This window comes from Aggregatibacter actinomycetemcomitans DSM 8324, from assembly GCF_000372365.1.
GTDB lineage: Bacteria > Pseudomonadota > Gammaproteobacteria > Enterobacterales > Pasteurellaceae > Aggregatibacter > Aggregatibacter actinomycetemcomitans.
This window is the reverse complement of sequence record NZ_AQUU01000001.1, coordinates 203,112-216,112: the sequence shown is the minus strand read 5'-3', so window position 1 is coordinate 216,112 and position 13,001 is coordinate 203,112. Positions and strand designations below refer to the sequence as shown.

The window sequence follows — 13,001 nt, the reverse complement described above, 5'->3', positions numbered from 1 at the left end:
TCGATACGCCTTTTCAGTTTTACTTTGGTTTGTCTTATCAATTATTTGATAATTTTAGCTACCACGCCGGCACCCACTGTACGGCCACCTTCACGGATAGCGAAACGTAAACCTTGGTCCATCGCAATTGGGTGAATTAAGGATACGGTCATTTTGATGTTATCGCCAGGCATAACCATTTCCACGCCTTCAGGTAACTCGATAGTACCGGTTACGTCAGTTGTACGGAAATAGAATTGTGGACGGTAACCTTTGAAGAATGGAGTATGACGACCACCTTCTTCTTTGGACAATACGTACACTTCAGATTCGAAGTCAGTGTGCGGGGTGATTGACCCCGGTTTCGCCAATACCTGACCACGTTCGATTTCTTCACGTTTAGTACCACGCAATAATGCACCGATGTTTTCACCCGCACGACCTTCGTCAAGTAATTTACGGAACATTTCAACACCGGTTACGGTGGTTTTTGCAGTCGGTTTGATACCCACGATTTCAACTTCATCACCGGTACGGATGATACCGCGCTCAACACGACCCGTTACTACGGTACCACGACCGGAGATAGAGAACACATCTTCAATTGGAAGAAGGAACGGTTGGTCGATAGCACGCTCAGGTTCCGGGATGTAAGTATCTAAATGGTTTGCTAATTCAAGGATTTTTTCTTCCCATGCGGCATCGCCTTCAAGCGCTTTTAATGCAGAACCGCGTACGATTGGGGTGTCATCGCCCGGGAAGTCATATTGAGAAAGAAGTTCACGAACTTCCATTTCAACTAATTCTAATAACTCTTCGTCATCTACCATGTCGCATTTGTTTAAGAATACGATGATGTAAGGAACACCTACTTGGCGACCTAATAAGATGTGCTCACGAGTTTGTGGCATAGGACCGTCGGTTGCTGCTACTACTAAGATAGCACCGTCCATTTGCGCCGCACCGGTAATCATGTTTTTCACATAGTCGGCGTGTCCCGGGCAGTCAACGTGTGCATAGTGACGGGTTGGGGTGTCATATTCAACGTGTGAAGTGTTGATGGTGATACCACGCGCTTTTTCTTCAGGTGCATTATCGATTTGGTCAAATGCACGTGCTGCACCGCCGTAGTGTTTTGCCAATACGGTAGTGATAGCTGCTGTTAAAGTGGTTTTACCATGGTCAACGTGGCCGATTGTACCCACGTTAACGTGCGGTTTTGTACGTTCAAATTTTTCTTTAGACATTGAGAGTCCCTCTAAACAAACACGGTTATCGATGGTTCAACTTACCAGATTAACCAAAGTATTAAAATTTGTAATGGAGAGATTATTAAGAAGTGGTGCTGATAGGCAGATTCGAACTGCCGACCTCACCCTTACCAAGGGTGCGCTCTACCAACTGAGCTATATCAGCGCTTGGAGCGGGCAGCGGGAATCGAACCCGCGTCATTAGCTTGGAAGGCTAAGGTAATAGCCATTATACGATGCCCGCCGTTCTTAATTCATCTGTCCCATCGGTTACTCTTAGATAATGGTGGAGGGAGAAGGATTCGAACCTTCGAAGGCTGAGCCGGCAGATTTACAGTCTGCTCCCTTTGGCCGCTCGGGAATCCCTCCACTCTAAGTTTGAACTTGTATTGCGAGAAATGGTGCCGACTATCGGAATCGAACTGATGACCTACTGATTACAAGTCAGTTGCTCTACCTACTGAGCTAAGTCGGCGTCGAAAACAAGTGACGCGTATTATAGGGATTTTTTCATGCCTGACAAGTTTTTTTTTAGTAAATAAAGTTTTTTTCAATTATTCGTTTAATTATCAAACAAAAACAATTTATCTTCGTCTAATTTACCTGATTATGCTAAATTTTTACTGCTCAATCTCTTATTTATAAGGTATATTTTGCAACCTATATTTGGCTAAAAAGAGTAATTCAACACGTGGAATTTCCGGTTTCTCATTCTATTTCGGAGCAGCTTATGCCGTTTTTGTCGTTTAATCGACAACGTTGGGCGGAATTGCGCAAATCCGTACCGTTAAAATTAACCGAGCAAGATCTCAAACCGTTGCTTGGTATTAACGAAGCACTTTCCCTTGATGAAGTCCGTACTATCTATTTACCGTTAACCCGTTTGATTAACTACTATATAGATGAAAACATTCGTCGTCAGGACGTGTTGCACCGTTTTCTTGGCGGTCAAAGCCCGAAAGTGCCTTACATTATTAGTATTGCAGGTAGCGTGGCGGTAGGAAAAAGTACTTCGGCGCGGATTTTGCAATCCTTATTAAGCCATTGGCCGCAGGAGCGAAAAGTTGATTTGATCACGACCGATGGTTTCCTGCATCCTTTATCCTATTTGCAACAACATAATTTGCTGCATAAAAAAGGTTTTCCGATTTCTTATAACACGCCGAAACTGATTCATTTTTTAGCCGACATAAAATCCGGCAAACCCAATGTCAGCGCGCCTATTTATTCACATTTAACCTATGACATTGTTCCCGATCAATTTAATGTTATCGATCAGCCCGACATTCTGATTCTGGAAGGATTGAATGTGTTACAACCGAACAAAAATCAGGCCAATGAGCTGTTCGTTTCGGATTTTGTGGATTTTTCCATTTATGTGGATGCGGAAGAAACATTACTGAAAGAATGGTATATCCGTCGTTTCCTGAAATTCCGCCAAAGTGCGTTTTCCAATCCGAGTTCTTATTTCAAACATTATGCCAACCTGTCCGAACAGGAAGCCACCGAAACGGCAGGAAAAATCTGGGATGAAATTAACGGATTGAATCTGAAAGAAAATATTTTACCGACTCGTGAGCGTGCGAACCTTATTTTGAAAAAAGGGGCGAACCATGAAGTGGAATTGGTGAAGCTAAGAAAATAACGAAAAAAACACCGCACTTTAAACCGAAAGTGCGGTGTTTTTTTAAAGTGGATTTTAAATATCCAGATTTGCTCTTAACGCATTGCTTTCGATGAAATCGCGACGCGGCTCCACTTCGTCACCCATTAAGGTGGTGAAAAGTTGATCTGCCGCCACGGCATCTTTAATCGATACTTTCAACATACGGCGGATATTCGGATCCATGGTGGTTTCCCAAAGTTGCTCAGGATTCATCTCGCCCAAGCCTTTATAACGTTGGATCATTAAGCCGCGACGGGATTCTCTCATCAGCCACTCAATTGCCTGTTCAAAAGAGCCCACCGCCACTTTGCGCTCACCACGCATCACATAGGCGCTGCCTTCCAACAAGTCAACTAATTTTTCGCCGAGGGCGATTAGGCGGGTATATTCGCTACCGGTGGCGAATTGGAAATTGAGGAAATAATCCGTATCAATACCGTGCGTTCTCACCGTTAATACCACTTCGTACAAATTCCGTTCGGCGTTAAATTGCAGACGATAGCTATAATGTCTGCCGTCGGTTTCTTTCATATTTAAGGTGGCAACCAGAGAATCGGCCCAGGAATTGACCGCACTTTCCTGCTGCATCAGTGCAGTGGTCAACGCCGGTTGATAAATCAATTCTTTTAACACGCTTTCCGGATAATAGCGGGTTAAGCGGGCAATCATTTTTTGTACGGCAAGATATTCGGACGCCAAGTTTTGCAACGCCACGCCTTGCATACCCGGTGCACTTTCATTCACATAAAGCGCGGCATTTTCCAACGCAATCGCCAGTTCAAATTCCGCCATCGCTTCGTCATCTTTAATGTATTGTTCCTGCTTACCTTTTTTCACTTTATAGAGCGGCGGCTGGGCAATATAAACGTAACCGCGCTCAATCAGTTCCGGCATTTGGCGATAGAAGAACGTTAACAATAAAGTACGAATGTGGGAACCGTCCACGTCCGCATCGGTCATGATGATGATGCTGTGATAGCGCAATTTGTCGGGATTATATTCGTCACGGCCGATACCGCAGCCCAATGCGGTAATTAATGTGCCCACTTCCGCAGAAGACAACATTTTGTCGAAACGGGCTTTTTCCACGTTCAGGATTTTCCCTTTTAACGGCAAAATCGCTTGGTTTTTACGGTTACGCCCTTGTTTTGCGGAACCGCCCGCAGAGTCCCCCTCCACGATGTAAAGCTCGGATAACGCCGGATCGCGTTCCTGACAATCCGCCAATTTGCCCGGCAAGCCGCCTAAATCCAACGCGCCTTTACGACGGGTCATTTCGCGGGCTTTGCGGGCGGCTTCACGGGCACGCGCGGCATCAATAATTTTGGTCACGATGATTTTTACATCGTTCGGGTTTTCTAACAAATAGGTTTGTAAATATTCGTTCATCAGGGATTCCACCGCACTTTTCACTTCGGAGGAAACCAGTTTGTCTTTTGTTTGAGAAGAGAATTTCGGATCCGGTACTTTCACGGAAATCACCGCCACCAAGCCTTCACGGGCATCATCACCGGAAGTCGCCACTTTGGATTTCTTGGTGTAGCCTTCGTTTTCCATGTAGTTGTTCAAGGTGCGGGTCATTGCGCCACGGAAACCGGCTAAGTGCGTACCGCCGTCCCGTTGCGGAATGTTGTTGGTGAAACAATAAATGTTTTCCGCGTAACCGTCGTTCCATTGCAACGCAATTTCTACACCAATGCCATCTTTTTCAGCGGAAAAATAGAAAGGTTTCGGATGAATCGGGGTTTTACCGCGGTTGATATATTCAACGAACGCCTGAATGCCACCTTTGTAATGGAAGTGGTCTTGTTTGTCGGTACGTTCGTCAATTAAACGAATGGACACGCCAGAGTTTAAGAAAGACAACTCTCTTAAACGCTTGGCTAAAATATCGTATTCAAATTCAATATTAGTGAAGATAGTCGGGCTTGGCCAGAAACGCACGGTGGTACCGGTTTGCGTGGTTTCGCCGATGACGGCTAACGGCGCTTGCGGATCGCCGAGGCTGTAAAATTGCTCGTGCACCTTGCCTTGACGGCGAATGGTGAGCTGTAACTTGTCGGACAGCGCGTTTACCACGGATACCCCCACGCCGTGCAAACCGCCGGATACTTTATAGGAGTTATCGTCAAATTTACCGCCGGCGTGTAACACGGTCATGATCACTTCGGCAGCGGAAACGCCTTCTTCCGGATGAATATCCACCGGAATACCGCGCCCATCGTCTTGCACGGAAACGGAATTGTCGGAATGAATAGTGACTACGATGTCGTCGCAATACCCTGCCAAGGCTTCGTCAATGGCGTTATCCACCACTTCAAAAACCATATGGTGTAAACCCGTTCCATCGTCTGTGTCACCGATATACATTCCGGGACGTTTACGCACCGCATCAAGCCCTTTCAGCACTTTAATACTGTTTGCACCATAAGTTTCAGGAGTATTTGTTGACATAATTCTTCTCTGTGTAATTCGTAAAAAATCGGGCGGGATTATAGCAAAATTTTGTGCAATTAGCTAAAAATAAGTGCGCCGAAGCGGTGGCGGGGATTATTCGCCGGCGCGGGCACTTTTATGTTCGCGGATCAAGGTGAGAAATGCCTGCCCGAAACGCTCCAGTTTAATGGCGCCAACGCCGTTGATTTGCAGCATTTCAATGTTACTGACAGGTTGATATTGCGCCATTTCTTGTAGCGTTGCGTCGTTAAACACAATATACGGCGGAATATTTTCCTTATCGGCAATTTGTTTACGCAGAAAGCGCAAGCGGGCAAACAGATCTTTGTCGTAAGAACCCACCGCACTTTTGGGCGTCATGGCGGTAGTGACAATGGAAGACAGGCGAGGAGTTGCCAATTCCAGCGGTTCTTCTCCGCGTAGAATCGGTTTGGCGTTTTCCGTTAATTGTAAGGTGTTGCCGTATTCGCCGATGATTTGGCGTACCAACCCCAAGTGAACCAACTGGCGCAATACCGACTGCCAATATTCCGTGCCATGTTCTTTGCCAATGCCGTACACGCTTAATTGATCATGGTGTTGGTCACGAATTTTCTGATTGTTCATGCCACGCAATACGGCGATGACATAATGCGCGCCATAACATTGACCGGTGCGATAAATCGCCGACATGATTTTTTGCGCATCCAACAAGCCGTTATATTTTTTCGGCGGATCGAGACAAATATCGCAATTTTGACAGGGCGTTTGGCGATGTTCGCCGAAATAATTCAATAAAACCAAACGACGGCAGGTTTGGCTTTCGGCAAATTCACCGATGGCTTGCAATTTGTGCTGTTCAATCTGCCGTTGCGGCGTTTCCGGCTTTTCCATCAGCATTTTGTTGAGCCACACATAATCTGCCGGGTCGTAAAACAATACCGCTTCCGCCGGCAAATCATCGCGCCCCGCACGACCGGTTTCCTGATAGTAGGATTCGATGCTGCGCGGCAGGTCAAAATGTGCCACAAAGCGCACGTTGGATTTATTAATGCCCATGCCGAACGCAATGGTCGCCACCACCACTTGAATGTTGTCACGCTGAAAATCCCGTTGTACTTTTTCGCGCAAGCCGTTTTCCATGCCGGCATGATACGCCGCCGCCCGCACGCCTTTGTTGTACAGGGTTTCCGCGATACGTTCCACTTTATTGCGGCTGTTGCAATACACAATGCCGCTCTTGCCCTTTTGCGCCAGCACGAAACGGCAAAGCTGTTCCATGGGTTTGAATTTTTCCACCAAGGTGTAACGAATGTTCGGGCGATCGAAGCTGCCCACATAAAAGTGCGGTCGATTTAGCCGGAGATTTTGCAGGATGTCTTGTTGTGTAGTCTGATCCGCTGTAGCAGTGAGCGCCATGATCGGCACGTTCGGAAAGCTGCCTTTTAAGCCGCCGAGTTGGGTATATTCGGGACGGAAATCGTGTCCCCATTGGGAAATGCAGTGCGCTTCATCAATGGCGATAAAACTCACTTGGCATAAAGAAATAAATTGGAAAAAGCTGCTGGTCATGACTTTTTCCGGCGATAAATACAATAATTTTAATTGCCCGGAAATTGCCCGATTCTGCACCTGTTGCTGTTCTTCGAAGGTTTGTGTGGAATTTAAATAATCCGCTTCCACGCCGTTGGCGCGCAGCTGATCCACTTGGTCTTTCATCAGGGAAATCAACGGTGAAACCACCAGCGTCGTGCCGTCAAAACAAAGGGCGGGAATTTGATAACACAACGATTTGCCCGTGCCCGTCGCCATAATCACCAAACAATCCTGCCCGTTAAGTACCGCATTGATGATTTCCTGCTGCCCTTTGCGGAAGGATTGATAGCCGAAAACCGAATGCAAAACGTGCAATGCGGAAGCATGAAGTGCGGTGGAATTTACCGACGATTCATCGGCAAAATCTACCGCACTTTTTGTTGGTTTGGACGGGTTAAGGTCGCTCATTGATTAAATTGAACCTGTTCGCCGTGTTTAGCAAGGGCTTCGGTGAGCGCCTGCCAGAAATCCAAACCGTCGTTACTGACCCAACGTCCGTCTTCTTTATAGGCAAAATGAAAGCCGCCGTTGTGGCTCGCCAGCCATAATTCCAATAACGATTCCTGTTTGTTGATCACGATTTGGCTGCGATCGCCAAGGGTGATGGTGAACACGGAACCCTGACGTTCGCAATCCACATCGCAATCCTGCGCTTCCAGTTGTTCTTCAATTTCATCCCAAACTTGCTCGATTTTCTGATGAAACTCGATGATATTCATAAAAACCACTCCCCTAAATGTTGGTAAAGAGGGAATTATAAAGATTTTCTGCGCGTTGTGATAGCACAAAGCCCGATTTAATGGTAAAAAGAGCAGTCAAATTTGAGAACAAGGAGCAACCGATGAAAAAACTCATTTCCTTATTTTTACTCGTCACCTTATGTGTCTTAAGCAGTGGCTGTGGCGTGAAAGGTCCGTTGTATTTTCCTGCGCAAGATTCAGCCGATCAGGCGACCAAATAATTTTTACAGGCGATGTTATGGACTTTTTCCAATATCAATATGATCGACTTATGGTGGAAAATCTGCCGGTCAAACAACTTGCCGAGGAGTTCGGCACGCCCTTATATGTTTATTCCAAAGCCGCTCTTGAGCACCACTGGTATGCTTTTGAGAACGCCTTTGGAAACCATCCGCACTTAGTGTGTTTCGCCGTGAAATCCAATCCGAATATTGCTATTTTGAACATCATGGCAAGACTGGGTTCCGGCTTTGACATTGTGTCCCAAGGGGAATTGGAACGGGTGCTTGCCGCCGGCGGTGAGGCGCATAAAGTGGTGTTTTCCGGCGTGGCGAAATCCCGCCGGGAAATCGCCCGCGCGCTGGAAGTGGGCATTCGTTGCTTTAACATAGAATCGGAAGCAGAATTGTTACGCATTAATCAAGTCGCCGGCGACATAGGCAAAATCGCACCCATATCTTTACGCGTCAATCCTGATGTGGACGCCCACACCCACCCTTACATTTCCACCGGTTTAAAAGAAAATAAGTTCGGTGTGAGTGTGGAACAGGCACGTGAGGTGTATAAATTAGCCACAACGCTGCCGAATATTGAAATTGTCGGTATGGATTGTCACATCGGTTCGCAACTCACGGAATTACAACCATTTTTAGATGCCGCCGATCGGTTAATCATGCTCATGGAACAGTTAAAACAGGACAGCATTCAGTTGAAACATTTGGATTTGGGCGGCGGTTTAGGCGTCACTTACACCGACGAAACGCCACCACACCCGACGGAATACGCCAAAGCCCTGTGGGAAAAATTAAGTGCGTTCAACGAGTTGGAAATTATCGTTGAGCCTGGTCGCGCCATCACCGCCAATGCGGGGATTTTGGTGACCAAAGTGGAATATTTAAAATCCAACGAAAGCCGTAATTTCGCCATTGTAGATGCGGGCATGAACGACATGATTCGCCCGGCGTTATATCAGGCTTATATGAACATTCTGGAAATCGACCGCACTTTAGCGCGCGAAGAGAAAATTTATGACGTGGTGGGGCCGATTTGCGAAACCTCGGATTTCCTCGGCAAACAACGTAAACTTGCCATTGCGGAAGGGGATTATTTAGCCCAACGCTCTGCGGGAGCTTATGGCGCCAGTATGTCTTCCAACTACAATTCCCGCCCGAGAACGGCGGAGGTTATGGTGGACGGCGACAACGCCTATTTAATCCGCCGCCGTGAAGCGTTAAATGAATTGTGGCGACTGGAAAGTTTGTTGCCATAGTCAAACTGATATAAAAAATCCCACAAATACATTTGCAGGATTTTTGTTTCGATTAACGATATGGCTGATTTAACGGCACTTCCGGATCCGGCTCGTGCGTAATGCGGTTACGTAAATCACGACGAATTAACTCAATGCTCCAGAACCAAAAAACATGGCCGACAAATTCGGAAACATGTTCATACCAAGGTAACTCAGATATTTGTGGTGTTAAATTAAGTAATGGAAAAGCGATATAGTGAACACCAATATTACAAATAATACTGAACAGAATACCTTGCCATAATTTAATTTTCGGGAAACGTTCTGCGACGATACAATAGAACAGTGCGAATACAACCGAGAAAGTAATGTGGGTCACGCCAATCCAGTTAAATCCGTAATCGGCGAAAGTAAACACCGCTTCCGTCGGATTAATACCGATATAATCACGTAAGAAAACATGCGGCGGGTTTAAAAATGCACGGGAACAAACCTCAAGGGCTTGGCTGGGATCTTTACAGGCAGCGGTGAATAAATCCAACGGACTACGTGGTGGGAATGGGTGCTCGGCGCCCCATTTTACGAATGAAGAAACCACACCGGCGATAATCGCCACGAACGCCGCGACACTATAACGACGACGGGACGGATCAGTTTGAACAAATAATCCAGACATAATATATCCCTCTAAATTTAATTAAACGCTATTCACTTTTATCTTTAGATGAAATAAAAGTGCGGCTAATATTCTCAGTATTTTTTTATTTTAGTCAAGTTTTATTCATTTTAATTAACTATTAGCCGAAGAAATATTTTTATAATAAAGTCATTATTTTTCTGTCAAACCAAAAAATATTCATATAAAGGAAGTCCTATGAAAAAACGTTGCACATGGGCGGAAAACTCACAAATTTATCAGGATTACCACGACAACGAATGGGGTAAACCACAATTTGATGATCGCAAATTATTTGAAAAACTGTGTCTGGAAGGGCAGCAAGCGGGCCTGTCGTGGATTACGGTATTAAAAAAACGGGAAGCTTATCGGCAGGCGTTTTTCCATTTTGATCCGCACAAAGTCGCAGCAATGACTGATGCCGATATCGATCACTGTATGCAAAATACAGGCTTAATTCGCCATCGCGCTAAATTACAGGCAATCGTCACCAATGCGCGGGCGTTTCTTGCCATGCAAAAGTGCGGTGAAAATTTCAGTCATTTTATTTGGTCTTTCGTGAATCATCAGCCGCAAATTCATGACGTGCCCGAGTTAAGCCATGTGCCGGCGCAAACGGCAACCTCAATCGCGTTATCCAAAGCCCTGAAAAAACGCGGCTTCGTGTTTGTCGGTCCGACAACCTGTTATGCGTTTATGCAATCCATGGGGTTGGTGGATGATCACTGGAATGCGTGCGCGTACAAAACGCCACATTAAACAATGCGATCCCCTACGTTTTACAGTATAATCCCATTAAATTTGGCTCAAATAATGGTTGTCCGATGAAGAAAAATTATTACACGTTAATTTCACTGTCAATTTTGACCGCACTTTATACTGCCGACAGCGCAGCAGACTTGAATCAGCAATGTTTATTAGGCGTACCGCATTTTACCGGAGAAGTGGTGACCGGCGATCCGAATGATCAGCCGGTGTACATTGAAGCGGATAAAGTAGAAATCAATCAGCCGAGCAGCGCCCTTTATCAAGGCAATGTGGACATCAAACAAGGTAACCGCCATTTGAAATCCGCGGCGGTGGAAATGCAACAATCGGGCGAAGGCGGCAATGTGCAGCGTTATGCCTTTGCGCGCGGCGGATTTGATTATCGCGACAACCAAATCAACTTACTCGGCAGCGATGCCAAAATCCATCTCAACAGCAAAGATACCGACATTCAACACGCCGATTATCAATTTGTTGATCGCCAAGGGCGCGGTTCGGCGAAAAGCGTGGAATTGCGCGAAGATTACCGCTTAATGAAAAACGCCACTTTTACCTCCTGTTTGCCGAATGATAATGCCTGGTCTATTTACGCCAGCGAAATGCGCCAACATGTGAAAGAAGAATATGCGGAAATGTGGCACGCCCGTTTTCGCGTGCATGGTGTACCGGTGTTCTACACACCGTATTTCCAACTGCCTATCGGCGATCGCCGTCGTTCCGGTTTGTTGGTACCTACCGCCGGACATTCCAGCCGCGACGGTTATTTCTATGCACAACCGGTGTATTGGAACATCGCGCCGAATTACGACGCTACCATTGCGCCGAAATATATGTCAAAACGGGGTTGGCAGTTCAACGGCGAATTTCGTTATTTAACACCACTCGGTGAAGGGAAAATTGCCGGTGAATATTTAGGCAATGATCGATTAACGGATTACACGGCAGAAAATCGCAAACGCCATTTATTGCACTGGTTACACAGTTCCAGCTTTTTGGAAAATTGGCGCTTGAATGTGGATTATACACGGGTCAGCGACAAGCGTTATTTCACCGATTTTGATTCCGAATACGGCAGCAGTACGGATGGTTATGCCGATCAAAAAGCGCGTATTGCCTACTATCAACCGAATTACAACCTTGCCATTTCGGCAAAACAATTCCAGATTTTCGATGAAGTGGCCATTGGTCCATATCGTACTTTGCCGCAAATTGATTTCAATTATTACAAAAATAATTTATGGAATAACCTGGATTTCAAACTTTTTTCGCAAGCGGCACGCTTTGATAACGACAGCATTCAGATGCCAAAAGCCTGGCGTTTCCATTTGGAACCCGGCTTAAACAAAACCTTATCCAATCGTTATGGCAGCATTAACTTTGAAACCAAACTTTACGCAACCCATTATCAGCAAAAGAACGGAAGGATTGTTTCTGAAGATGAAAAGGTGGAACGCAGCGTAACCCGTGTATTACCGCAGTTTAAAGTAGAATTGCAAACGGTATTGGCATCCAATAAAATCTTGTTCAACGGTTATACCCAAACCCTCGAACCGCGCGTTCAATATTTATATCGCCCTTATAAGAATCAAGGCAATATCGGACCTAAAAATCCGCAATATCTTGGTTTCGGTTACGATTCTACTTTATTGCAACAGGATTATTTCTCCTTATTCCGTGACGGTCGTTACAGCGGTTTGGACCGAATAGCCTCTGCCAATCAGGTAACATTGGGAGGGACTACACGTTTCTTTGATGTGGAAAAAGAAGAACGCTTCAATTTTTCCATCGGGCAAACCTTTTATTTAAAGCCGTCCCGCATTGATGATAACCCGAATAATAAAACCTCCGGCGCATCTTCGTCATGGGCATTGGAATCCAACTGGAAAATAAGCGACCAATGGCGTTGGCGCGCAAGTTATCAATATGATCCGCAGTTAAAACAGGTTTCATTGGCAAATACCGGATTAGAATGGAATCCGCAAAAAGAGAATTTAATTCAGTTAACTTACCGTTACGCAAGCCAAAGATATATCGATCAAAACCTGGATGTCGGCGCTAATCGTTATAATCAGGATATTAAACAATTGGGCGTGCAGGCAGCGTGGGAAATCACCGACAATTGGGCGGTGGTCGGGCGTTATTATCAGGATTTGGCGCTGAAGAAACCGGTGGAACAATACCTTGGCGTACAATACAACTCCTGCTGTTGGAGCATCGGTGTAGGCGCCAGACGTTATGTCACCAGCCGCCAAAATCAAAAATATGATGAAATTTTCTATGATAACAGTATTGGCGTCACCTTCCAGTTGCGGGGATTTGGTAACGATCACAAAAATGGTATCGAAGAGTTATTAAAACGCGGAAAATTGCCGTATTTACAAGCCTTCAGTCTTTACTAGAAAGGGAAAAAATAAAAAAA

General features: G+C 45.6%; 10 protein-coding genes and 4 tRNA genes. 5 read left to right on the top strand and 9 right to left on the bottom strand.

Annotated features, from left to right (window positions below):
* Positions 1 to 41: 41 nt before the first annotated feature.
* The 5 genes from tuf to A3CS_RS0101085 form a co-directional block, all read right to left on the bottom strand.
* A complete protein-coding gene (gene tuf, locus A3CS_RS0101105; RefSeq protein ID WP_014167500.1) occupies positions 42 to 1,226 on the bottom strand; it encodes an elongation factor Tu in 1,185 nt (394 codons plus the stop codon).
* Positions 1,227 to 1,319: 93 nt separating this feature from the next.
* Positions 1,320 to 1,395 (bottom strand) — tRNA-Thr (locus A3CS_RS0101100).
* A gap of 3 nt (positions 1,396 to 1,398) precedes the next feature.
* Positions 1,399 to 1,473: transfer RNA gene (locus A3CS_RS0101095), tRNA-Gly, on the bottom strand.
* Between the two features lie 40 nt (positions 1,474 to 1,513).
* Positions 1,514 to 1,598: transfer RNA gene (locus A3CS_RS0101090), tRNA-Tyr, on the bottom strand.
* A gap of 30 nt (positions 1,599 to 1,628) precedes the next feature.
* Positions 1,629 to 1,704: transfer RNA gene (locus A3CS_RS0101085), tRNA-Thr, on the bottom strand.
* 255 nt (positions 1,705 to 1,959) lie between these two features.
* Between A3CS_RS0101085 and coaA the strand changes: the two genes are divergently transcribed.
* Positions 1,960 to 2,874 carry a type I pantothenate kinase gene (gene coaA, locus A3CS_RS0101080; protein ID WP_005546885.1) on the top strand — a complete coding sequence of 305 codons (915 nt, stop codon included), beginning with the start codon at positions 1,960 to 1,962 and terminating at the stop codon, positions 2,872 to 2,874.
* Positions 2,875 to 2,928: 54 nt separating this feature from the next.
* Here the strand turns inward: coaA and gyrB are convergent, their stop codons facing one another.
* From gyrB to cyaY, 3 genes are all read right to left on the bottom strand, one after another.
* The gene (gene gyrB / locus A3CS_RS0101075) at positions 2,929 to 5,349 is read right to left on the bottom strand and encodes a DNA topoisomerase (ATP-hydrolyzing) subunit B (protein WP_005546883.1); all 2,421 of its coding nucleotides are present in this window, start codon (positions 5,347 to 5,349) and stop codon (positions 2,929 to 2,931) included.
* Between the two features lie 96 nt (positions 5,350 to 5,445).
* Positions 5,446 to 7,335: a DNA helicase RecQ gene (gene recQ, locus A3CS_RS0101070; protein ID WP_005566895.1), complete on the bottom strand. Its 1,890-nt coding sequence runs from the start codon at positions 7,333 to 7,335 to the stop codon at positions 5,446 to 5,448.
* Positions 7,332 to 7,646 (bottom strand): iron donor protein CyaY, encoded by a 315-nt coding sequence (gene cyaY, locus A3CS_RS0101065; RefSeq protein ID WP_005540693.1) that lies wholly within the window; start codon positions 7,644 to 7,646, stop codon positions 7,332 to 7,334. The genes recQ and cyaY overlap by 4 nt, the downstream gene beginning before the upstream one ends.
* Before the next feature lie 122 nt (positions 7,647 to 7,768).
* Here cyaY and lptM point away from each other — a divergent pair, with 122 nt between their 5' ends.
* Positions 7,769 to 7,888 (top strand): LPS translocon maturation chaperone LptM, encoded by a 120-nt coding sequence (gene lptM / locus A3CS_RS1000000112155; protein ID WP_005540691.1) that lies wholly within the window; start codon positions 7,769 to 7,771, stop codon positions 7,886 to 7,888.
* 17 nt (positions 7,889 to 7,905) lie between these two features.
* The gene (gene lysA, locus A3CS_RS0101055) at positions 7,906 to 9,156 is read left to right on the top strand and encodes a diaminopimelate decarboxylase (RefSeq protein WP_005546877.1); all 1,251 of its coding nucleotides are present in this window, start codon (positions 7,906 to 7,908) and stop codon (positions 9,154 to 9,156) included.
* A gap of 52 nt (positions 9,157 to 9,208) precedes the next feature.
* On the opposite strand, the gene A3CS_RS0101050 is transcribed toward lysA, so the two are convergent.
* Entirely contained in the window at positions 9,209 to 9,814 is a 606-nt protein-coding gene (locus A3CS_RS0101050) for a YagU family protein (RefSeq protein WP_005546875.1), read from the bottom strand.
* A gap of 198 nt (positions 9,815 to 10,012) precedes the next feature.
* On the opposite strand from A3CS_RS0101050, the gene A3CS_RS0101045 reads away from it, so the two are divergent.
* Both A3CS_RS0101045 and lptD read left to right on the top strand, forming a co-directional pair.
* Positions 10,013 to 10,573: a DNA-3-methyladenine glycosylase I gene (locus tag A3CS_RS0101045; RefSeq protein WP_005546873.1), complete on the top strand. Its 561-nt coding sequence runs from the start codon at positions 10,013 to 10,015 to the stop codon at positions 10,571 to 10,573.
* 65 nt (positions 10,574 to 10,638) lie between these two features.
* Positions 10,639 to 12,981 (top strand): LPS assembly protein LptD, encoded by a 2,343-nt coding sequence (lptD, locus tag A3CS_RS0101040; protein WP_012820903.1) that lies wholly within the window; start codon positions 10,639 to 10,641, stop codon positions 12,979 to 12,981.
* The last annotated feature ends 20 nt before the right edge of the window (positions 12,982 to 13,001 follow it).

What these genes read in the sequence shown, in the direction of transcription:
- tuf (WP_014167500.1), bottom strand. Translation starts at nt 1,226, where the DNA reads ATGTCTAAAGAAAAATTTGAACGTACAAAACCGCACGTTAACGTGGGT.
- coaA (WP_005546885.1), top strand. Translation starts at nt 1,960, where the DNA reads ATGCCGTTTTTGTCGTTTAATCGACAACGTTGGGCGGAATTGCGCAAA.
- gyrB (WP_005546883.1), bottom strand. Translation starts at nt 5,349, where the DNA reads ATGTCAACAAATACTCCTGAAACTTATGGTGCAAACAGTATTAAAGTG.
- recQ (WP_005566895.1), bottom strand. Translation starts at nt 7,335, where the DNA reads ATGAGCGACCTTAACCCGTCCAAACCAACAAAAAGTGCGGTAGATTTT.
- cyaY (WP_005540693.1), bottom strand. Translation starts at nt 7,646, where the DNA reads ATGAATATCATCGAGTTTCATCAGAAAATCGAGCAAGTTTGGGATGAA.
- lptM (WP_005540691.1), top strand. Translation starts at nt 7,769, where the DNA reads ATGAAAAAACTCATTTCCTTATTTTTACTCGTCACCTTATGTGTCTTA.
- lysA (WP_005546877.1), top strand. Translation starts at nt 7,906, where the DNA reads ATGGACTTTTTCCAATATCAATATGATCGACTTATGGTGGAAAATCTG.
- A3CS_RS0101050 (WP_005546875.1), bottom strand. Translation starts at nt 9,814, where the DNA reads ATGTCTGGATTATTTGTTCAAACTGATCCGTCCCGTCGTCGTTATAGT.
- A3CS_RS0101045 (WP_005546873.1), top strand. Translation starts at nt 10,013, where the DNA reads ATGAAAAAACGTTGCACATGGGCGGAAAACTCACAAATTTATCAGGAT.
- lptD (WP_012820903.1), top strand. Translation starts at nt 10,639, where the DNA reads ATGAAGAAAAATTATTACACGTTAATTTCACTGTCAATTTTGACCGCA.